Source organism: Pseudomonas sp. GW101-3H06 (assembly GCF_059424605.1).
In genome coordinates this window covers 55522-77372 of sequence record NZ_JBWKZO010000002.1, presented here as the reverse complement: position 1 = coordinate 77372, position 21851 = coordinate 55522, and the positions used below count along the sequence as shown (strand labels likewise).

Annotated in this window: 18 protein-coding genes and 5 pseudogenes; 16 read left to right on the top strand and 7 right to left on the bottom strand. The window is 54.0% G+C overall.

What is annotated here, in order from left to right:
• Nucleotides 1-374: 374 nt before the first annotated feature.
• Nucleotides 375-2732: a heavy metal translocating P-type ATPase gene (locus tag AC07ZE_RS29390; RefSeq protein WP_137808353.1), complete on the bottom strand. Its 2358-nt coding sequence runs from the start codon at nt 2730-2732 to the stop codon at nt 375-377.
• Complete coding sequence (locus AC07ZE_RS29385; RefSeq protein ID WP_305955759.1) at nt 2674-2889, bottom strand: DUF2933 domain-containing protein; 216 nt, start codon at nt 2887-2889, stop codon at nt 2674-2676. Before AC07ZE_RS29385 ends, AC07ZE_RS29390 begins: the two co-directional genes overlap by 59 nt.
• A gap of 224 nt (nt 2890-3113) precedes the next feature.
• Between AC07ZE_RS29385 and AC07ZE_RS29380 the strand changes: the two are divergent.
• From AC07ZE_RS29380 to AC07ZE_RS29330, 11 genes and pseudogenes are all read left to right on the top strand, one after another.
• Nucleotides 3114-3754, top strand: a pseudogene (locus AC07ZE_RS29380) (Na+/H+ antiporter NhaA); the annotation flags it as partial.
• 348 nt (nt 3755-4102) lie between these two features.
• Entirely contained in the window at nt 4103-4420 is a 318-nt protein-coding gene (tnpA, locus tag AC07ZE_RS29375) for an IS66-like element accessory protein TnpA (RefSeq protein ID WP_137808351.1), read from the top strand.
• Nucleotides 4417-4752, top strand: a complete 336-nt coding sequence (gene tnpB, locus AC07ZE_RS29370; RefSeq protein ID WP_137808350.1) for an IS66 family insertion sequence element accessory protein TnpB — start codon at nt 4417-4419, stop codon at nt 4750-4752. The genes tnpA and tnpB overlap by 4 nt, the downstream gene beginning before the upstream one ends.
• A 61-nt stretch (nt 4753-4813) precedes the next feature.
• Nucleotides 4814-5767: pseudogene (tnpC, locus tag AC07ZE_RS29365) on the top strand (IS66 family transposase); the annotation flags it as partial.
• Between the two features lie 109 nt (nt 5768-5876).
• Nucleotides 5877-7100 carry a tyrosine-type recombinase/integrase gene (locus AC07ZE_RS29360; RefSeq protein ID WP_137808349.1) on the top strand — a complete coding sequence of 408 codons (1224 nt, stop codon included), beginning with the start codon at nt 5877-5879 and terminating at the stop codon, nt 7098-7100.
• Nucleotides 7097-8041: a tyrosine-type recombinase/integrase gene (locus tag AC07ZE_RS29355; RefSeq protein WP_137808348.1), complete on the top strand. Its 945-nt coding sequence runs from the start codon at nt 7097-7099 to the stop codon at nt 8039-8041. Before AC07ZE_RS29360 ends, AC07ZE_RS29355 begins: the two co-directional genes overlap by 4 nt.
• A pseudogene (locus AC07ZE_RS29350) lies at nt 8034-9032 on the top strand (tyrosine-type recombinase/integrase). The gene AC07ZE_RS29355 and the pseudogene AC07ZE_RS29350 overlap by 8 nt, the downstream one beginning before the upstream one ends.
• A 118-nt stretch (nt 9033-9150) precedes the next feature.
• Nucleotides 9151-9519, top strand: a pseudogene (locus AC07ZE_RS29345) (IS66 family transposase); the annotation flags it as partial.
• A gap of 576 nt (nt 9520-10095) precedes the next feature.
• Entirely contained in the window at nt 10096-11199 is a 1104-nt protein-coding gene (locus AC07ZE_RS29340; RefSeq protein ID WP_238347454.1) for a reverse transcriptase domain-containing protein, read from the top strand.
• Nucleotides 11121-11312 carry a group II intron maturase-specific domain-containing protein gene (locus AC07ZE_RS29335; RefSeq protein ID WP_137808354.1) on the top strand — a complete coding sequence of 64 codons (192 nt, stop codon included), beginning with the start codon at nt 11121-11123 and terminating at the stop codon, nt 11310-11312. Before AC07ZE_RS29340 ends, AC07ZE_RS29335 begins: the two co-directional genes overlap by 79 nt.
• Nucleotides 11309-12212: pseudogene (locus tag AC07ZE_RS29330) on the top strand (IS5 family transposase). Before AC07ZE_RS29335 ends, AC07ZE_RS29330 begins: the two are co-directional and overlap by 4 nt.
• Before the next feature lie 215 nt (nt 12213-12427).
• Here the strand turns inward: AC07ZE_RS29330 and nrtS are convergent.
• Complete coding sequence (gene nrtS / locus AC07ZE_RS29325; protein ID WP_087149572.1) at nt 12428-12658, bottom strand: nitrate/nitrite transporter NrtS; 231 nt, start codon at nt 12656-12658, stop codon at nt 12428-12430.
• An 877-nt stretch (nt 12659-13535) separates the two neighbouring features.
• Between nrtS and AC07ZE_RS29320 the strand changes: the two genes are divergently transcribed.
• Nucleotides 13536-13724: a hypothetical protein gene (locus tag AC07ZE_RS29320; protein ID WP_372242182.1), complete on the top strand. Its 189-nt coding sequence runs from the start codon at nt 13536-13538 to the stop codon at nt 13722-13724.
• 463 nt (nt 13725-14187) lie between these two features.
• On the opposite strand, the gene AC07ZE_RS29315 is transcribed toward AC07ZE_RS29320, so the two are convergent.
• Complete coding sequence (locus tag AC07ZE_RS29315; protein ID WP_137807265.1) at nt 14188-15246, bottom strand: DNA-binding protein; 1059 nt, start codon at nt 15244-15246, stop codon at nt 14188-14190.
• Between the two features lie 186 nt (nt 15247-15432).
• Here AC07ZE_RS29315 and AC07ZE_RS29310 point away from each other — a divergent pair, with 186 nt between their 5' ends.
• Nucleotides 15433-16443, top strand: coding sequence for a site-specific integrase (locus AC07ZE_RS29310; protein ID WP_082631584.1), 1011 nt, complete (start codon nt 15433-15435; stop codon nt 16441-16443).
• Between the two features lie 70 nt (nt 16444-16513).
• On the opposite strand, the gene AC07ZE_RS29305 is transcribed toward AC07ZE_RS29310, so the two are convergent.
• The 3 genes from AC07ZE_RS29305 to AC07ZE_RS29295 form a co-directional block, all read right to left on the bottom strand.
• A complete protein-coding gene (locus AC07ZE_RS29305; RefSeq protein ID WP_057977935.1) occupies nt 16514-17623 on the bottom strand; it encodes a DUF1173 family protein in 1110 nt (369 codons plus the stop codon).
• 129 nt (nt 17624-17752) lie between these two features.
• Nucleotides 17753-17995, bottom strand: a complete 243-nt coding sequence (locus AC07ZE_RS29300; RefSeq protein ID WP_057977933.1) for a hypothetical protein — start codon at nt 17993-17995, stop codon at nt 17753-17755.
• A 310-nt stretch (nt 17996-18305) separates the two neighbouring features.
• Entirely contained in the window at nt 18306-18971 is a 666-nt protein-coding gene (locus tag AC07ZE_RS29295; RefSeq protein WP_057977931.1) for a hypothetical protein, read from the bottom strand.
• A 352-nt stretch (nt 18972-19323) separates the two neighbouring features.
• Between AC07ZE_RS29295 and AC07ZE_RS29290 the strand changes: the two genes are divergently transcribed.
• From AC07ZE_RS29290 to AC07ZE_RS29280, 3 genes are all read left to right on the top strand, one after another.
• A complete protein-coding gene (locus tag AC07ZE_RS29290) occupies nt 19324-20340 on the top strand; it encodes a ParB/RepB/Spo0J family partition protein (protein WP_057977929.1) in 1017 nt (338 codons plus the stop codon).
• Complete coding sequence (locus tag AC07ZE_RS29285) at nt 20337-20606, top strand: hypothetical protein (protein ID WP_125919894.1); 270 nt, start codon at nt 20337-20339, stop codon at nt 20604-20606. The genes AC07ZE_RS29290 and AC07ZE_RS29285 overlap by 4 nt, the downstream gene beginning before the upstream one ends.
• 269 nt (nt 20607-20875) lie before the next feature.
• Nucleotides 20876-21583: a hypothetical protein gene (locus AC07ZE_RS29280; protein ID WP_057977926.1), complete on the top strand. Its 708-nt coding sequence runs from the start codon at nt 20876-20878 to the stop codon at nt 21581-21583.
• Nucleotides 21584-21851: the final 268 nt, after the last annotated feature.

The following is a 21851-nucleotide window of genomic DNA, read 5'->3' as shown; positions in this document are numbered from 1 at the left end:
CTGGTGTCCACTTAAATTTAAGTGCACACCATGTCCTGGCTTTGCGGGGCCGGGTAGATGACTTGGCCGGACGCATACGATTTTTTGCGTTTGCAGCAACGTGAGGATGCCTTCAGATAGGCTTACGGATCATGTCCGTTGAAACTACCGACGGGATCAGCATCATCAGGGCCGCCATTAACACAGTATAATTGCAGACCGTACATAGTGACGTCCAATTGCCAGTGACCGGATATGATTGTCGAGTAGTCGGACACGGTCACGTCTGCCCGCCATCCTCTTTCGGATCAGTGCTTGATTGGCTTAAACAATTAACGCTTACACAACAGCAAGGTTAAGAGTTATCTATTTTTGGCTACGAGCATCGATGAAGCTCAATCTATTCGGGTATTCCTCAGTCTCAATGCATTGAAAACTACAGATGCAGAACTGATGCTCATGGCTATGGCGGCGATCATTGGCGACAGGAGATGTCCCGTCAGTGGGTAGAGCAGACCTGCGGCGAGGGGAATACCCATCGAGTTGTAAAGAAAGGCGAAACCCAAGTTTTGCCGCATGTTTTTTACTGTTGCAACTGAAAGTGCCCGTGCTCGTAGAATTCCCATCAGGTCGCCTTTTACCAGCGTGAGTTGCGCGCTATTCATCGCAACGTCAGTCCCTGTCCCCATGGCGATGCCCACATCTGCTCGCGCCAGGGCCGGTGCGTCGTTGATTCCGTCGCCAGCCATGGCAACCTTCCGGCCGTATTGCTGGAGGTCAGCGACCAAGCGTTCCTTGTCCTGAGGTTTTACTTCACCATGAACCTCTTCAATACCCATTACCCTGGCGACAGCTCGAGCGGTGGTGAGCCCATCTCCAGTAGCCATGATGATTTTAATGTCATCAGCCTTGAGCTTGGTGACTGCTTCTTTGGAGGTCGGTTTTATCGGGTCTGACACCGCCAGTAACCCTGCCAATACCCCGTCAACAGCGAGATAGATAATGCTGATGCCTTCAAGGCGTAACAACTCTGCACGGTCTTGTAAGGCCTTGGTACTCACGCCGGCGGCTCCCATCAACGCGGTATTGCCTAGCTGAATCTTCTTGCCATCAACCAGGCCACTGACCCCAATACCTGAACCAGAGTCAAAGGATTCAGGCTTGGTGAGCGCAATGTTCTCGGTTCGGGCGTGATCGACGATGGCATGAGCCAGGGGATGTTCGCTGCCTTGATCAAGGCTGGCTGCTAGTTGAAGAACATCGCTGGGGTTGAAATTAGGTGTGGCCTCCACGCTGTGAAACACCGGCCGCCCCTCTGTAAGGGTGCCTGTCTTATCGACAATCAATGTGTCGATCTTGCAAAGGTTTTCGATGGCGCTGGCATCCCTGAATAGCACCCCCATGCTGGCTGCTTTACCCGTCGAAACCATGATTGACATGGGCGTCGCAAGACCCAATGCACAGGGGCAAGCGATGATCAGCACGGCGACAGCATTAATTAGACCAAAGACCCAGCTGGGTTCCGGGCCGAAGAGCCCCCAGCCTATGAGTGTCAGTATCGCAATCGTGATAACACCCATCACAAAGTAGCCGGCAATCGAGTCGGCCATTCGTTGCATTGGTGCTTTGGAGCGTTGAGCCCGAGCGACCATTTGTACGATCTGTGAAAGTATGGTCTCGGCGCCGACCTTCTGCGCCTCCATTACCAAGCTGCCATGGGTATTGAGCGTGGCGCCGATCAAGCTATTTCCAGCTCTTTTCATTACCGGCACAGGCTCGCCAGTGAGCATGGATTCATCCACTGCACTTTCACCCTCCAGTACTGAGCCATCAACTGGCACCTTTTCACCTGGTCTGACCCGCAAATGGTCACCCAAGTGAACATGGGTGAGAGGAATGTCTTCCTCCTGGCCATCGGCGTTGATCCTGCGTGCTGTCTTGGGAGATAGGCCGAGGAGGGACTTAATGGCGGCGGAGGTTTGCGATCGGGCTTTGAGCTCAAGAATCTGCCCAAGCAAAGTAAGCGAGATGATGACCGCCGCAGCTTCGAAGTAGACGCCGATGCGTCCATTTTGCATGAAGGTGGTGGGGAAACTTTGAGGAAATAACGTTGCCACGACGCTGTAAAGATAGGCTGCGGCGGTACCCAAACCAATAAGAGTCCACATGTTTGGACTGCGATTTCCAACAGATGCTATGCCCCTTACAAAAAAAGGCCAACCTGCCCATAAGGTCACCGGTGTCGCCAACGCTAGCTCGATCCAGTTCTGGATCGAACCATGGAAGAGTTGTAACGAGTGTCCCGCCATAGCGAGCACGGTCACTATCACGGTTAGTGGCATCGACCACCAAAAACGGCGGGTGAACTCCCGGAGCTCGGGGTTTTCATCTTCATCGAGTGCGGGCATGACCGGTTCTAATGTCATGCCACATTTAGGGCAATTACCGGGACCGGGCTGGCGTATTTCCGGGTGCATAGGACAGGTGAACTCAGTGGCCGCTTGTACCGCAGGCTCTGGAGCGGTGACGTTCGGTTCTGCTATCGGATGAGTACCACTGTAGCGCTCAGGATCTGCTCTAAACTTATCTTGGCATTTCAGGCTACAAAATTGATAAGTCTGTCCGTTATAGAGCTCGCCATACTTGAATGGGGGTGTAACAGCCATGCCGCACACCGGGTCACGCAGATCACCGTCATTGGGTGAGGTAGCATGGGCGTGACGGTGGTCGTGGTTGCTCGGTGTGGCTGGCATGGCTATTCCCCTTTTTCGTCCTTGTTGGTTGCTGCCTGATCGCCATGACCAAAAAATGCTTTAATGGACAGATAAGCAGAATCAGACAGGGCAAATACGGACAAACGTGGTTGAAGTGCTCTCGAATCACGTATAAGACACCGATCACAATGAGCATAATCGGTACAACGTCTGCTTTACTGCTCCAAAATTGGGGGAGCGGCCTCCAGCCGGATGCTGAGGGTTATTAATAGTCTAAACACCCACGGTGTAAGCGAGCAGCAATGATCTCTGCGACAGAGAGTAGCCAACTCTTGCGTCGGCGTGGTGTTAGCGATCAGCTCAGGCTTACTTCAGGTCAAACTGACCAACCAGCTCTGTTTGGTAATGACCTGATACTACATGCCGATGTTGCTGGCCTCGCTCGCGACCCTGGTCATTCTGATCGCACTGAATCGACTGGGTGTAAGACGGCTGTTCCCCTATCTCCTGGTCGGGGGCGTGTTGTCGTTCTTCTTTCTACATCGGGCGTGCATGCAACGCTGGCAGGTGTCACCGTGGCGCTGTGCATCCCCATGGGCAGGCCAGAAGAAGCGCGGTCTCCGCTGCTGTTACTCAAAGAAAAGCTGCACATGTGGGTAGCGTTCGCAGTGGTTCCGATTTTTGGCTTCGCCAACGCGGGCGCTTCATTGACCGGTATTTCCATGGAGAACCTGGTCGATCCGGTTCCACTGGGCGTAGCTCTGGAGCTGTTGGTGGGCAAGCAGGTCGGTATTTTCCTACTGGCTGCTCTGGCCATTCGTCTGGGGCTGGCCAAGTTGGCGGAAGGGAGCACCTGGACGCAGCTCTATGTCGCAGCGTTGTTGGGCGGCATTGGTTTCACCATGAACCTGTTCATTGGCAACCAGGCATTCGCCGGATCAGCTCATTTGATTGATGAAGTCAAAGTCGGGGTATTGATCGGTTCGATCCTGGCTGCGATTGGTGGTGTTATAGTTCTACGCCGCAGCAGCACCCTCGTAGGGGCCGTCGTAGTCAGGTAATATCTCTTGGATTGACCATCGTATTTCTTAAATCGGAGAGATACGGTGGTTTGAGAAAGGGGCTGTCAAAATGAATGCATACCAGCGCCAGCGCCACCGACGCATCGTCTTCTGGTGTGGCTCATTCCCCGTATTAGTAGGTTTTACTATTCTAATGCTTGCCTTGATTCTGGCTGACCAAGTAGCCCCGCTAAATCTTCAAGACTTCGATGGCGTTGAGTTGAGTCAGCAAGTGAGACACGCCCCAAAATTGTAAGGGGCCGGTGAACACACCTTCCGAGCCCGGCCGATAAGGGCGATTGTGTCCGCATATTAAGCGACGCAATTACCCTTAACGTCAGGATCGCCATGCGCCAACGTAAGTCCTACCCGAAAGCCTTCAAAACCCAAGTCGTCCAAGAGTGCGAACAGCCCGGTGTCTCCGTGGCGGCTATTGCGATGAGGCACGGCATCAACGCCAATGTCGTTCGCCGGTGGATACCGCTTTATCGTGACCAGCAGGCAGTCGCGCTGCCAGCTTTCATTCCTCTGAAAGTAGAACCAAAACGAAAGACCGAAGCGTTGGCGATCATTGAATTACTGCTCGGCCAGCAAACGCTCACGGTGACGTGGCCAACTTCCGATCCCGAAGGGTGCGCCCGATTCATCCGTGGACTCGCCCAATGATCCGCATCGACTCCATCTGGCTCGCCACCGAGCCGATGGACATGCGCGCAGGCACCGAGACCGCGTTAGCCAGAGTGATCGCGGTGTTCGGTGCGGCGAAGCCGCACTGTGCTTATCTGTTCGCCAACCGCCGAGCCACGCGCATGAAAGTTCTGGTGCATGACGGCTTCGGGGTCTGGTTGGCGGCTCGCCGATTGAATCAAGGTAAATTTCACTGGCCAGGCATTCGACAAGGCTCTGAACTCGAGTTGGATGCCGAGCAACTTCAGGCCCTGGTGCTGGGCCTGCCATGGCAACGCGCGGGCTCCGGCGGCGCGATCACACTGCTTTAACGGCTGCCATTAGCCTATCGGTCTATCGCCGCGAACTGCCTGCTCTGGCAAAATTCGGGGCATGACTCCTTCGCCCAATCTTGACCAAATGTCCCCTGACCAACTGCGTGTCCTGGCAGCGCAGTTGCTGTCGCAAGTCGACACCATGGGTAAGAAGATCCACCGCGACCAAACGGTGATCGAGAAACTGAGCCACGAGATTGCACAGCTCAAGCGTTTGAAGTTTGCCAAGTGTAGCGAGCAGTTGAATCCGGCCCAGGCCAGCTTGCTCGATGACCTGATCGATACCGATATCGCGGCGATTGAGGCTGAGCTTCAGGCATTGCAAACAGCTCCACCTGCGACCGAGAAAAAGCAAAAGCCTAAGCGCACGGCGTTGCCGCCGGAGTTCCCACGCACGCTGATCCATCACGAACCGGACAACACTCATTGCCCATGTGGCTGTGCACTCAAGCGTATCGGTGAAGACGTCAGCGAAAAACTGGACTACACGCTTGGCGTTTTTACGGTCGAGCGCCATGTCCGAGGTAAATGGGTCTGTGATGACTGCGAAACACTGATCCAGGCGCCGGTTCCGGCGCAGGTCATCGATAAGGGCATCCCGACTGCCGGGCTACTTGCCCACGTCATGATCGCCAAGTTTGCCGACCATCTGCCGCTTTACCGCCAAGAGTCGATTTTTGGTCGAGCTGGCTTGGCAATTCCACGTTCCACCTTGGCCCAATGGGTTGGCGCGACTGGCGTTCAGTTGCAGCCTCTGGTCGATGCGCTGCGCGACGTGGTACTCGGGCAGCAGGTCATCCACGCCGACGAAACACCGGTACAAATGCTCGCTCCGGGCTCGAAGAAAACTCACCGTTCTTATGTCTGGGCCTACGCCACCAGCCAGTTCTGCGAAACAGCCACTGTCGTTTACGACTTCAGCCCCAGCCGCGCCGGTGAGCATGCTCGCAACTTCCTGCAAGACTGGAAGGGCAAGCTGGTCTGTGATGATTTCGCTGGTTATGTTGCGGCCTGAGTTATGTGATCCCGACCGGGCGAATAGGCAGTTTCTCTGTTGTCGATAGGCGATTGACGCAACATAAATTGCAGCGCCTTGGTAGACCTCACCTGGAGTGTCAGCCATGTTCGAGAATATCTATTCTTCAAACGCTGCCTGTAAACGCCATCGTGCCGGATCGCTGGCCGCTGAACGCGAGCGATACCTACAACACTGTGCTGAGCAGGGCTGTACGCATGCCTCCCTTTACTTGAAGGCGTGCTGCTTGCTTTGGATTGCCGAGCGGGTGCAGCCAAGCGACATCAATGCAATCAATTCGTCACGGCTGCACCAGATCATTCACGAAGGGCCATTGCCGGCCAATTCTCCTGCAACTGCTACGACGTTGATAAACACCGCAAGACCTTGGTTTAAGTTCCTGGGCTGGTGGCAAGAGCCAACGGAGACGATTCCATTCGAGGAGAATCTTGAGCTTTTCGTCTCGTGGATGCGGGATGAACGCGGCTTGACACCATGTACCATTAGTCAATGGCGCAGTCGAGCGGCAACCTTTTTGCGCTGGTGCTTCAACACAGGCCGCAGATTTTCGACGCTTAGGCCCGAGGATATTGATGCCTACTTCATCACCTACGGTGCGCAACGGTGGTCGCGAATTTCGGCAGGGCACGTCGCAACAATGTTGCGGGTATTCCTGCGCTACGCGGCAACGCAGGGAGCATGCAGCAGTGCATTGGCCGACTCGATCCACGCCCCGCGACATTACGCCCTAGAGTCACTTCCCTATGCACTGAGCTGGGAGGATGTTCAGCGAGTACTCGCAACTACAAATTCAAGCTCTGAACGCGATGTGCGCGATCGAGCCATCCTGATGCTTTTTGCCGTCTACGGTTTACGCCGGGGAGAAGTTGCCGCACTCCGGTTGGATCAGATCGACTGGGCTGCTGGCCAATTGCGTATTTGGCGATTGAAGCGCCGTCAGCCACAGGTTTACCCATTGGCGTTCACAGTGGCTGAGGCATTAGCGCAATATGTCGACACAGTGCGTCCGAAGGTACTGCACCCTGAGATATTCATCCGAACTCGGGCGCCGCGAATCCCCATCTCCGCTGCTGGTTTATACAACATCGTCAGCGGCAGATTGCGTCTGCTCAACATACAAGCTGCACATTTGGGGCCGCGTGCGCTTCGACATGCATGCGCGGCCAGGCTGCTCGCCAATGGGCTGAGCCTCAAGGAGATTGGCGACCACCTTGGCCACCGCAGTACATCGGCGACAATGACGTACACCAAGGTTGATCTGGTCTCGTTACGTGAAGTCGGTGACTTCGACCTGGGAGACCTGCTATGAGAACCTTGGACGTAGTCAATGCCTACGTGGCTGTCCGTCGTGCCCAAGGCGTGGGCCTGAATAGCAGTGTCAGAGTGCTGCGTCAGTTTGCACGTGAGACTGGAAACCTGCCGCTCCCCGAAGTTACTCCAGAGGCAGTAGCCGTATTTCTGCACGGGCACGGTGAGCTGAGCGCTACGTGGAAGACGAAGCGAGGATTACTTGTTAGTTTTTATCGCTTCGCAATCGCACGTGGCCACACAACGATCTCGCCCCTGCCGGAACGACCACCACAACTTCCACCGGCACAGACTCCCTATGTCTATGCCACCACAGAAATACAGCACCTGTTAGATGCCACCGTCATACTGAGTACCTCGCTCAGTCGCCTTCAAGCTGCGACATACAGAACCCTCTTGCTGATCCTTTACGGTGCCGGGTTGCGCGTCGGAGAGGCAATCAGACTAAACCTCTGTGACGTCGACCTCGAGCAGCGAATCATCACCGTTCGTGACACAAAGTTTTATAAGACAAGACTGGTGCCGATTGGGCCCAGACTGGCATCGAAACTGCGAGTCTATCTACGACAACGTTGCGCGCTAGCACTTCCACTAGGCCAAGACTCTACCCTGCTGTGCACTCGTACTGGCCATCGTCTGAACTACCAATACGTCATAACTCTGTTCCAACGCGTTCGTTTGGCTGCCGGTATTGCTCGCCCGACTGGCGAACTACGGCCTCCGCGCCTCCATGATCTGCGGCATACAGCCGCCGTTCATCGTGTACTGGGATGGTATCGCGCCGGTAAGGACGTACAGCGGCTATTGCCGCAATTGGCAACGTATCTGGGGCATGTCGACATAAGGTCGACCCAGCGCTATCTGCGTATGACTCCCGAACTGTTGCACGAAGCGAGTCGCCGATTTGCCATTTATTCAGGCCAGGAGATTGATCATGAATGACCGAAATCTCCTCGGGGCATGGGTACGTCGCTTCTTGTTGGAGTATCTGGTCGCCGAGCGTAACCTTTCCCACAACACTCAGATCAGTTACCGCGACACGCTGACGCTCCTGCTTCCATTTGTCAGTCGAAGAGCCTCGGTGGCAATCGACCATTTGTCGGTGCTCGACATATCGTCCGCCATCGTGCGTGCATTCCTTGTACACGTCGAACACGAGCGCGGTTGTGGCATCGTCACGCGCAACCAGCGGCTCTGCGCGATTCATTCATTAGGGCGTTTCATTGCTATGCGATCGCCAGAGCATTTGGCGTGGTGCACAGAGATCCGTTCTATCCCGTTCAAAAAAACTACCCAGGCAGTCATCAACTACCTCGACAAACCAGAAGTAGAAGCTCTGCTCCGGGCACCTAATCGGGCTACGAGCCAGGGTGCACGGGACTATGCGATTTTGCTTTTCCTATATAACACCGGCGCCCGCGCTGACGAAGCTGCCTGCCTCAGCGTTGGTAATTTGCAACTTGGGACTTCACCCTCCGTGCGCATTCTGGGTAAGTGAAACAAATGGCGCGTATGCCCCCTGTGGCCAGTAACAGCTACCGCGCTGCGGGCACTCATCGTCGAACGCAGAACAGAGGATCGCGTATTCATAGGTCGTGCCGGGAATCCTATGACTCGATTCGGCATACATCGCGTTGTGTCGGTGTATGGACGAGCAGCCGGCAAGCGGGTTGATTCCATGCAAGGCAAGCGCATCAGCCCGCACACTATTCGACACACGACTGCCGTTCACCTGTTAAGAGCCGGGGTCGATATCAATACAATTCGGGCTTGGCTCGGGCATGTCTCCCTAGACACGACCCACATCTACGCGGAAGTCGATCTCGAAATGAAGGCCAAGGCTCTTGCATGTTTGGACGTCACAAATGTGCCTGAGGCTGTGCGCCTGCGACCGAATTCAGCGTCTCTCATGGCGTTCATGCGAGGGTTGTAGCATGAATTTATGTGCCACTTTTTGCGCCGACCTCCCGATTGGAGGCGGCGCCTTTTACCATCACAACATAACTCCCGCCGCAACATAACCCGCGTTATGAGTTGCAAAACATAATGGCGGCTACAAGGCCAGCTTTGAACTCGGCGTCACCGAGATCGGCTGCATGGCCCATGCGCGGCGCAAGTTCTTCGAACTACACGCCACCAACAAGAGCACGCTCGCCGAGCAAGCCCTGCGCTACATTCAGTTGCTGTACGAAGTCGAGAGTGAAGTCCGCGGCCTGGAACCGGAGTTACGCCGTCGAATACGGCAAGAAAAAGCCGTGCCGGTGATGGATATGCTGCATACCTGGATGATCGCCCAGCGCGATCTAGTGCCCGAAGGTTCGGCTATCAGTAGAGCGCTGGATTACAGCCTGAAACGCTGGGCAGCGCTGTCGCGCTACCTTGATGACGGGGCCGTACCCATTGATAACAACTGGTGCGAGGTGCGACACGAAGTCGCTTAATGAAGTTGTTCCCCTCTGCGGGAACCACCCGTGTCACCGGGTGAATCTAGAAGGCTGAATCAAGAGCGCCTTCGACAACGGAACGAGGCACCGCAAGGTGCGGGGTATCAATCGTGAGAGGCGTACCCTTCTGGCAGCCATAGCCGGACAAGGGCTAGATAGTCGGTATGGTGAACGCATGTGAATCTGCGCAACGATCGTTAAGTTGAGCGAGCGGAAATGGCTTACACGCTCGAACCAAAACGGTAATGGAGGTGGGAATTGCGTCTTTCGACTGCGCACTCGTGACCCACATGCCTCCCGGTCGATAGCAGGCACCTAACCCGACGCACTTCAGTAGGCGGAACGTGGAAATCCCGTATCGCTCCCGTCAGGGAAAGCCGTTTGTAAAAACTCTCATGGCGGTGCGGGCGAAGGAACGAGGAAAAAGCGAACGCCATCCTGTAATGGGTTGGATAGAAGTTGAAACATCACTTCACGCGAAAGCGGGCAGACGTCCTCATGGTCTCTCCTCACAAGAGAGTATGTAGAACCCTTTCAACGGAAGGAGAGCAAATGAACGCAGCAGCATTGGCGTGTGCACCATCCGGCACGTCGTGGGACGGCATCGATTGGATCGCCGCACAACGTCGTGTCAGAGGGCTGCAAGCGCGTATTGTGAAGGCTGTACAAGACGGCAGGCATAACAAAGCGAGAGCCTTGCAATGGCAGCTGACTCACTCGTTTAGCGGCAAAGCTTTAGCCGTGAAACGAGTGTCTGAAAACAAAGGCAAAAATACCCCCGGTGTGGACAAGGTCACTTGGAATACACCGAGAGCCAAGCTCGGTGCGATAGCGTCATTGAAGCGACGAGGCTACTCGCCGCTTCCGCTTCGGAGAGTCCTCATTCCGAAGAAAAATGGCAAGACTAGACCTCTCGGAATTCCCGCGATGAAATGCCGAGCCATGCAGGCGCTTCATTTGCTGGCTCTGGAACCAATAGCGGAAACCACCGCCGATCCGAACTCTTATGGATTCAGGCCGGAACGTTCAACTGCGGATGCCGCCGCACAGTGCTTTGGTGTGCTGTCACGAAAAGCAAACGCGGAGTGGGTGTTAGAGGGCGACATTCAAGGCTGTTTCGACAATATCAGCCATGACTGGTTGATCGCCAACATCCCCATGGATAAGGCGATTTTGCAGAAATGGCTCCGGGCTGGTTATGTCTACCAAAAGCAGCTATTCCCCAGCCATGCCAGAACCCCGCAGGGAGGCATCCTCTTGCCGTTGCTGTCGAACATCCTGTTCAACGAACTCGACTGCGAGCTGGAGCGTCGGGGCCATCGCTTTGTGCGTTATTCCAATGATGTGATCATTTATGTGCACAGTCATCGTGCTGGAGAGCGCGTGATGGCAGGCGTCGAGCGGTTCCTGAGGCAGCGATTGAAACTGACGCTGAACCGGGAAAAGAGCCGCGTGGCACGACCTTGGGTCTGCGGCTATCTGGGTTATGGGATGAGCTGGCATCAACAGCCGAGTCTGAGAGTGGCGACTATGAGTCTGGGTCGCTTTCGTGACCGGCTCAGAGACCTGCTGCGTCGATTACGGGGCTGCAAGATGGCGACTGTCATCGAGCGAATAAACCTGTACTGCGTGGTTGGGCAGGCTATTTCAAGCTAAGTCAGAGCAAGCGGCCACTTGGGGAGCTGGACGGCTGGGTGCGTCACAAACTTCGCTGTGTCAAGCCTAATGCGCGGGCAAACGTAAGCAGGCGCGCCGCTAGCGTTTCCTGATTGAAATGGATCAGATCGTGCCCTGGAAAGGCCTGATTGCGTTGATCGAACCGCATTATCTGAAGGGTGAAGGCGGTCGTCCGGCGTATCCGTTGATGCTCATGTTGCAGGCATCATCTGATGCAAAGCTGGTTCGGCTACAGCGACCCGGCGAGGGAAGAGGCCCTCTATGAAACCGCGATTCTGCGCCAGTTTGCCCAGCTTCATTTGGATCGGATTCCGGATGAAACCGAGATCTTCAACTTCCGCCGATTGTTGGAAAAGCATGAACTGGCCAACATGATTTTGCAGGTCATCAACGGCTCTTTGGGCGACCGCGGTTTGCTGCTACGCCAAAGTACTGTAGTCGATGCGACGATCATTCATGCGCCAAGTTCGACCAAGAACAAGGACGGCAAACGCGTCCCCTAAATGCATCAGACGAATGAAAAATGTATTTCTTCGGGTTGAAAGTGCACATCGGTGTCGAGGCCGAATCCGACTTGGTACATAACCTGGTGGGTACGGCGGCGAATGTGGCGCACGTTACACAGGTCAATCAGTTGTAGCACGGCGAGGAAACTTACGTCTCTGGCGATGCCAGTTACACCGGCGTAGAGAGGCGTGTGGAGCATCAACATCGCTAGATGAACTGGTCGATTGCAGCGCGGCCCAGCAGCTATAAGACGCGTGAAAAAGGAACCTAACAGGTCGTATGCGACGCAAAATCGAATACGCGAAAGCTCAAGTCCAGGCCAAGGTGCGCATCCATTCCTGGTGATCAAGCGCCAGTTTTGTTATACGAAAGTCCGCTTCCGAGGCTTGGTTAAAAATACCCCGCAGCAGACCACACTGCTTTCCTTGTCGAGCCTGTGGATGATGCGAAAACGGCTGTTGAATGCAGGCGAGGCGTGCCTGTGACGCGGACAATGAGCCCTGAAAAGGCGCTACTCCGCAAAAAACAGCGCATTGAGAGGAGGAAAGGTCTGACTTTCGATTAAGTCGGCATTTTTAAATCTCAAACAGCGAGGCCGTTAAAAACTGCTGTTTACTTCAGGCCGATAGTCCCCGTCCATTTGCTCAATGCTATCTACATAGAACGGAGCATGTGTGTAACCTTAAAATTCTACTATGAATTATAGACGGCTTTTTGATCGTGCTTTTTGTTCGTGTCGAGCCGCACTGTAACTCGATACTGTAAAGGGTACAGCGTAATTTAGCAGAAAATTCCACCAGGAAATATTTTGGTTGTTCCAAATTGCATCGCTTTGGTTAATAAGATTGAGCACTGTACCGACAGCCAGTGCGACCCAAGCTGCCCCACTTAAAATAGCTGGTTTGCACCATATGCTAAAAAAAACGGCCATTCACTATCTTCCTATATGTAGTACAAGTTATTGGGTTTGGCTTAAGCGCACGCTACAAAATTGGTTGGCACGTCCCTGTGCCTAGGGCGGAGATGCCTGCGTTGTCGGAACCTCCTCTCACTCTTGAATTTATACAATCAATTAGCATTACCGCATTTCTGTTATTTAGAGACATTCAAGGCTGGTTTGTTACAAAAAAAGATATGTATTTGTGCGGGTAAATGTCAGGTCGAATACTTATCTGTTGCAACAGTAACATAGAACATATCGTAAACTGGGGAAAATTGGTGGAGTAGACATGCTAGCTACTTTTCCATTGCCGCTTATCAACATGAACTCATGAAATTAATAACTGCACAGTACTTTCAAGTGAACGCCATGGCATATATTTGGTAACGGCGACTACACAAACACGCTGAGTTAGTGTGACCGCTCTTGAAAGGGGGGGCCGCGTTATGGGAAATTGTGCGGAGGTTGAGTCAAGTCATCAGGGGGTTATGCCGAGATAAGGGGGAAATTAACTCACTTCACTCGCAACCATTTGTTATTAATAATTTTTTATAATTCACGGCGACATCCTTGCGCGTGAACTATTTTTTCTGGTTCCCCCCTGAAAGGAAACAGCACGTCGAGGGCCACTGCCGTCAGTCGGTTGGCGCTATGGGGCCAGGCTGTATATAAACAAAGGCACCGCTTTGAAGTCCGCGCCTCTACGTTAAATCGGTCAACATTCGGTTAACCACGAATGCAATTGTATAGAGCGTAATTCAACATGCTTTTTAGCCTGGAAATATTGAATGTCTGACCTCAATGATCCTAGAGTTTTTTTGCTGCCGAAAGAACATTGCTGGCCTGGAATCGAACCAGTCTTTCACTCATGGCATTTGGCTTTGTGATTGAACGATCGGGGCTGCTGCTGCATTTGTTGCAGCCCGGTACCTCGGGAAGGCCCAGAGACGCGCTTTTCTTTTTGGATCGGGTTAGGTTTTCTATTGCTAGGGTCATGGGTTGCATGCTGGTCATCTTGGCAATATCGAAAGGTGATCAAGACGCTCAAACCTGTTGAAATTCCGCAGGGCTACAGCGTCAACTCGGGGCCGAGCATCAATGTCATCACCGCAATTCTGGGAGCTTTGCTCTTGGTCTATCTGGCCATTATGTGAGCGAAGCCTGGACTTTCCCTTACTCGGACGGCAGATTTTCCGTTGCTTCACCGGACGCAAGGCATTCATTCGTTGAGTGAGAGCAGTGGGCTCCCGCAGCGTTGCTATCGAACTCATGTCCTGAGGCTCGCGACGATGCGGCGCGGTTCTAACAACAGGTCGAGGGCCACCTGGATGCTTTGCACGACCATATCTGCCTTGGTCAGTGTGCTCATTGCAGCGCCTTCCCCGCCAATGACCGCGATCGCCAGAGCCGCTCTGTCTAGCATGTGACAATCATTGTTGCCGTTGCCAATAGCAACGACTCCGGCTGCGCCAAGGCTGAGTAAATAGTCTTCCTTGGCGATGCCCTGGTCGTCCAGAACCTCAAAATCCCCTAGGTGGGCTCAGCGTCAGCGTCCTGAACTCCGCGAGTTGACTGGATAACACCGCTTTGTCTTGCTGGAGGAGCTGTTTTTCTGTGGTCAACTCGGTCAATTGGGTTTCAGTTTGAGTTAAGCGCTCCGCCAGCAGGCTTCGCTCTCGCTCGATCACGGCCAGGTTCGTCTGCGCCTCAGCCAAAGACTGCGTGCCATGACCATGGTGCTGTTCCAGTGCCTGATGCATCTGCTTCAACTCAGTGAGTTGAAGTGCCACATGCTCATGCGCGCTGCGGCTTTGGGTGAGCGCTTCCTGGGCCGTGAGCAGGGTGCTCTGTAAGTGTTCGATGTCTTGCGACTGATGCTGCTCCTGTGCCTGCAGTTCACCCAGCTGGGTTTGCTGAACGAGCAGATGTTGCCGGAGTTCAGCCAGTTCGTGTTCCAGACGCTGGTGGCGCTGTTCAGCGCTCTGGCGCTCATCGGCGCATTGCTGAGCAACCGATACCTGGTAATGCTCAAACTGCACCCGTGCTTGCTGCAGTTGTTGGGTCGGTGAGGCCACCTCGCAGGCGCGGTCAGTCAAGCGCTGTTCGAGGCCGAGCTTTTCACTGCCCAGGCTGGCCAAGACCACCTCCTGACGCTGCACGGTTTCAGCCAGCCCTTGGCTGCGCGTAATGGCGACTGCCAGCACTTGGGCCTGCTGCTCCTGAGCGGTGAGTAACGCGTCGTGCTCCACGAACGCTTGCTGCAACTGCTCCTGCAACGCGGCGGCGGCTGCCTGATGCAGCTGCTCCGCCTGCTCGACTTGCAGGGCCGCCTCCGCCTGAACTTTTTCGTACACACCTTTCACCGCCAGGACCAGTTCGGCCGGAAGTCCGAGTTCGGCCTGTGCCACCGTGCCTGGGTGCGCGGCTTTCCAGCGTTTTAACAAGGGGGCAATCGTGCTTTTGCTACCGGTCCCGCCCAAATCCGCGCGGATACCGTCGATCGTCGGGATGTGGCCCTCGGCCACGAGCCGGGCCGCCGCATGGGCGACATGCACATAAAGGACGCCGGAACGGGCCATGCACACCTCGGATTTTTTCGTACCGTATTATGGACAACGTAATACCTCGATTTAAGTACAGAATAGTTAAGCCCGGCGAGACTGCCAACTCACCCACGATAAGCTCAGTTATCGCGAGTTACGTCGTCACGGTCGACGTTCGCTCCTATACTCCGCAGTACACACGGCCTCAACAGGCGCTTCGCGATGACGGCCAGCAATCACGACAAAGCAGCCCCCTCGGTACTGCTCGACGAAGCGGCGGCGTCGGCGCGTACCCCCGGTACGCTCACCACCCCCGAGCAGTTGACCCAGCAACATCAACGCTTTCTCGCGGCTGCGACCACCGACAACACCCGGCGCACCTACCGCTCGGCCGTCCGCCACTTTCAGGCCTGGGGCGGCGTGCTGCCGTGTGATCAAGTGGCGCTGATTCGCTACCTGCTGGCCTTCGCGGACGTGCTGAATCCACGCACTTTGGCGCTGCGCCTCACCGCACTGTCGCAATGGCACCGCTATCAGGGCTTTCCCGACCCAGCAGCCAGCGCCACGGTGCGCAAGACCTTGCGCGGGATTGAGCGAGTCCACGGGCGGCCTCGACAAAAAGCCAAGGCCTTGCTGCTGGAGGATCTTGAACGCATCGTGGCGCACCTGGACACCCTCGAAGGGCTCGCCGCCCGGCGTGACAGCGCGCTGCTACAGGTGGGGTACTTCGGCGCGTTCCGGCGCAGCGAACTGGTCACGCTGGAGGTGGAAAATCTTCAGTGGGAGCGGGAGGGACTGCAGATCACGCTGCCGCGCTCCAAAACCGATCAGGGTGGAGAAGGACTGGATAAGGCAATCCCGTACGGCGACAGCGTCTGCTGCCCAGCGAGGGCCCTACGGTGCTGGTTGGATGCTGCTCAGATCGAGCAGGGGCCACTGTTCCGGCGCATCAGTCGCTGGGGAGTACTCGGCGAGGTGGCGCTGCACGAGGGTAGCGTGAATACCATCTTGGCGACCCGGGCCGAAGCAGCAGGGCTGTCGTATGTGCCCGAGATGAGCAGCCACAGTCTGCGCCGTGGACTGGCCACCAGCGCCCATCGGGCTGGGGCGGATTTTCTGGAAATTAAACGGCAGGGTGGCTGGCGGCACGACGGCACCGTCCACGGCTATATCGAAGAGGCGAGAGCCTTCGAGGAGAACGCGGCGGGCTCGTTACTGCGGCGCAAGCCATAGCTAGATACGGAATGACAGCTCTTTGGGCATTGGCTTAAGCAGAAAATCTAATCAATAAAAAATACAGAAATTACAATGGCTTACAGAACGAATGTCCTAAATTTCCTTTATCTCGGCACAACCCCATAAGGAAATCCGGTATTTCTAGGTCGATAGGGGCGTCGTATCGTAGAGGTTTGATAAAACTCACGCGCTCAGCTCTGAGAGCTGACTCGTTTGCCAGATCGGAACGTGAGGTGATAGGTATCCACGCTTCGCTTACAGCCATCAACGCCAGATCTCGAACCTGCGCGATATTAAAAGTCCCGTTGTTTTTCGTTGCAAGGCGCGCGAGCGCAATTACAGTGTGCCCCTCTTTCCAAAGTTTAACTTCGTTTGGATACTCTTTCACGAAGTGCTCCCAGTGCTGTGTACCAATAAAAATCGCCGAGAAACCGAAATTTCCAACTACTGGAAGTTTTGATACATTTGAATCATATTTTTTCGAGTTGTATGGCCTTAGTGGCGCAATCAGTAAAGTCTTGCTGTTGATTGCTAGTGACGAGTTGATTACGTCGTTGTTGAGTTGCTCCTGTTGGCTTCCTATTGGAGCGTGTAAAAGTAAATTTCTGTCAAGAGGGGTGTCTTGGCTGATAATTCGAGCCGCAACCTGCCTGATCGCTAAATTGACCATCCCAAGGCGTCGTTGGCATTTAACATTGTCGAACCATAAGTTGAGCCGCGACTCTGACCAAATGAGGTGGAGGATCCCCTTTAAACCGAAAGCTCTTAATTTTGACTGCTCTGCATCATCAAACAACTGATGAGTCGCATCAGGAGATTGTTTTAGTTTTTTTCTGAGGTTGATGCAAATAGTTCCCTCCAGCGTTTCTTTCATTGCATTTGAGTTGTAACTATTAAGGCCGTTGAGGTTTTGATGCGGAGAATGAAAGACGCAACTTGGGGCATGAAGATTACCGGTGCCTGGGGCACGAATGTACGCATAGCCTGAGCGCTCTGGCCGTCGCCTGATCATTATGCTTGGCGCCAGGTGGCTGTCTTCAAGGCATAGGCAACGAGCTTCCACAAAGCCCAAGGCTTCGCTCAGCTCTTCCACGTGAGGTGCGAACGCTTCTTGCCATTGATCTTGTGGGGAATATTTTTGCCCTTCAATCAACAGCGGGTAGCGCTTATTCTGCATTGGTTACTCCTTATCAACCTATCGCACAGCCCAATGGCAACTAATTAAAACACTGGCGACTAACGCGCAATAATCCTTATTCAGTGATGTGAAAAAAGCAGCCGAAGCTGCTTTATTCATTTGAAGTATTTAAGGTTTCTCTACATCAATGCTTGCCGATTGTTGTTCGACAGGCTTAGCCGTGTTTTCCGAGCGCTCTGGGTTTGGTACGAGCTTGCCTTCTTTCCAAATGTAATGGGCGATAGGTTCCTTGGTAGGATGGCCTGCGTCGTTCTTTGGGTTGCCGCTGCCGTTGCCTCCGGTTCCTGCGGAAGCACCGCATGCTGCAACACTGATGAGAAGTGCCAGGGCGATCGTTACTTTGTTTTTCATCCATGTAGCTCCTTTAAGGTGATTCTTAGCTTCGCAGCTTGTTAGGCGCTGCTTACGAAACTAATTTAAATCCCGTCTTACAATATGCAACCCCGCTCAAGTCGGGATTACATTTAAATATATGCCTTTATTTTTTTGATGCTTAGTAGAAGGCATTTACTGTTATCGGCCGTCATCGAGCAATCTTTAAGTGGCCCTCTGATGTCCGTTCCGGAGATTATGGTAGCTATATAAGCGGAAGATGACCGGTTCGGACCGTAAGAAATCCCAGCGGTGAGCTGGGACATTGAGAGTTGACGCTGGTGGAGTTCTATTGGTCAGGCACAGTCGCTTGGGATTTGATATCTCGAATGGCATCGCCGAGTTGCTGGCTGCTCCCCTCGGTGTAGTCCGGCCAGGGCACAAATGGTTGAGAGGAATGACGGTTAACAATCATGATCGTTGGGCACCGATACTCCATTGCTCCGGTATCGCTGTTTCGTACCAGGACGATCGAAGCATCGCAGTTTGCCATGTCTGAAATCGGCGAAATCTCCTTGATGAGCTCGAGGTTTGCCCAACCATCTGAGCTACTGCGATAGAACGATAAATGTTCAACTGCCGACATCAAGCAGACGCCGCCAGCAGTCATCAGCAAAATGATGTGCCCGGCACTCCAGAAGCCAGCACTCTGAACCTTGAAGGCTAAATAGAGCTTCCAAACACCCCAGCCGACTGCCGAGGCGCCGCCCATTGCCAAAAGATGCACTGAGAGTCGTCCGTAACTTGCATCCAAAGTCATCGTTTGGTCGGAGAGAATTGTCAGCGCTATCGGTGCACTCGTCGCGAAAAGCATCAAGCCCAGGATAAGAGTCGTCAGAGGGGAGGGGCGTGAGGTCCCATTATTTTGGGCGTGCTCAATCAGCCGGTTCATATGGCTGAACAGTCCGAAAAGGCAGGACAAGGAAATTACCAAGCAGGAAAGCATGTAGAGCATGGGAGGGGGGGCTCTGTGGCGTCAAAAATGAGGAGCTGATTCTCTCAAAATGCGCGGCATGCAAATAGTTGGTCCGTACCTGCAAATGGGACGATCCCCACTCAAAAGAATCTTTTGGCTGGCTTACCCCATAGTCAGCTCTTATAACGATGCACCTTCGGCGACCTTTCGGTAATTGACCCGGTGTGTCTGATGCCGCCAGCCCACAATGGGCTGTCTGCACTGAACTGTGTTGGATTGAGCCCAAACTGCGGCTCAATGCAGGGGTTGCATTATCACGAGCTTCCTTACTATGGGTCACATGAGAGGCGATGACGCCCACATCCATAATCTTAGGAATGAGAGACCAGCCATGACTCAGACTCAAATGCCGGAGCAATCTTTCGAGCTCACCCAGGCCGATATCCCACCAAGCGAACTGCGCGTCGACTTTCTTTTCGGCTCTATCAAGGGCGCGATGGAGAAAGGCATGGGGGCCAAGTCGCGTGATTTGTGGATGCCGGCGGTATCCGAGCTCAGCAAGCTGCGTGTAATGGAGGGGCTCAACGTTCGAGTCAGAGACGCTGGTCTGGACCAGCACATCCGGGAGCTCGCCGACAGCATGAAGCAAATCGGCTTCAAGTCGAGCAAGCCGATTGAGGTCTTCATCGTTGAGGAAGAGGGAGGGTCTGTTGCTTACGTCAGCGACGGTCACTGCCGTATCGAGGCTCTAAAGCTCGCATTGAGCGAAGGGGCGCCGATTACTAACTTTCCGGTTGTGACCCTTCCGACAAAGGGGATCGGCCTTGAGGACATTGTTGCTGGTCTGGTGGCCAACAACGAAGGCCGTCGTCTAAGTACCTTCGAAACAGCCTTGGTAGCAAAGCGTCTTCTCAGTTATGGGTGGTCGGCAGAGCGAATTGGCGAGCGGCTTCATTTTGGCCCGGTCTATGTCGAACAACTACTCGAAGTGGTTGCCGCGCCTCTCTCCATTATTGAAATGCTTCAGAAGGGCGAAGTCTCTGTCGGGTTGGCGCTGGAAGTGATGCGCAAACATCGCGGTGATGCTGTGAAGATTTTGCAGGAAGGCCTGGCGACCTCAGTCAAGAAAGGCAAGAAAAAGGTCACCAAGGCAGACATTCCAGGTGGCCGACTGGACAAGGTCGTGAAAAGCCAGTCAAAGCCCTTGTACGAAGCTGCCAAGAACATTTCGAAGGATCCGGCGTTCGAGCAATTGAGTGAGAAAAATCGGTTGCTTCTGCAGGGCCTGCTCGACGAAATCGAGAGAAAAGAAAAGGCAGCTGAGGAGAAGGCCAAGAAAGCGGAGGAGAAGGCCTCTCAAAATGCTAGTAAGAATGCTGCAGAGACAGAAGAGGCTCAGGTCGCATGAAATATGTGATGTTCATCCGTGATGACGAAGGGGGCTTTTCGGTCGCTTATCCGGTGTTGTTCCCCAATAACCTGGTTCACGAAGAGGTGGCGAGCGCTCTCATGGCCGGTCCGCTGGAAGGCTTTAAAGTGCGCAGCGCTGGTGAACTCACCTCGATGGGGAAGGGGGCAGGGGTCGGCGGTAGGTCAATGACTTTAGATGTCGAATCACATCCAGATGATGAAAGCATTATCAACATGCAGGACTACGGCGGGTGCTTCATTTGAATAGGACACCTAATTGAGCATCATTGGAAAAGTTTGTTGATTCTCCGATTTGATCCACTGCAGCAGCGGCCAGGCCTGCGGGCTTGATTTTCTGTGAAGAACTGGCTCCTTTACTCCAAGTCCAAGACGGCTCGTTAAGGTGCATGGTCGCGCCCATCGGACAACCCGAGGCGGTAAGTAATCCACACCTAATCACGGGTCCAACTTGGCATTCCTTTAAGGCACATGGGCAGAAAATGAACGCTCCTTCCCACCAATAGGAGCAGCCCATGAGCTCAAATATTATTTCGCCCAACACAGCTGTTGCTTCCAAGACACCGCCGACGGAATCAAAGGTGGGGATGGCTGTTGCCGGCCTACTGTTCCTCACCATTCTGTACCTTGTTGCGTGTGTAATTTCTGGAGTCTGGTTAGCACTTGAGATACCCGTATCAGAAACTGAAATGTGGGATGTTTCGTTCCTGTCACCACGTGTTGGTGCCCAATGGCACGGGATGATGGTCGGGGGACTGATGTTGGTATTCGCGCTGTTGCAACTGGTCAATCGGAATTTGGCGATGAGTGCTTTATGCGTGCTGTTTGGTTGTTGCGTCATCCTAGGAACCTCCGAGGTTGCTGCGCTACGACAAGGGCTTCTGACCGGAGATGTTCGACTGGGGTGCTACGTTTACGAGTCGCTGGAGTGCCACAAGATGGTGGACGTTGCCGTAGGTGATTCGAAGTCGATCTACCGCGAGCAAGGCAAGAGTGGTTTGAATGGTGAGAACTATGCAGCTTGGTATGCGCCTAAACGCGCCCGCTTCGTGGCTGCGTTGACCTCGAGGCTGCCCAGTACGATGCCAGGGGTAGCACTGCTCAAGAGTCCGTTTACGCTTTTGCAAATTGACGAGGTGAAAGCGCGACTGTCGACGCAGCGCCAGGAGCTCGCGAGGTTTCGGGCTGCGGCTCAGCAAGTCATCGCCAATGAACACAAATAGGAAGAAAACCTTGGTACCGCGATCGTTCAATATGGCTTACCGTTCCCCTGCGATTCTGGGGAGTGCAAGTCGGTATAGCCAATAGACTTCGGCATTTGTGGTTCTGATGCGCTGCAAGGGGTGCATCAGTTGACTCCAGTAGGCACGGCTAACGTTGAGCTGTAATGCCCCATGTGCCGAGCTACTGAATGATCGTCAACATGAATCGCCCAGCGCCCCAGCGCAAAATTTCTAATTATTTAGGAGGGTGCAGACTCTTTCATAAACC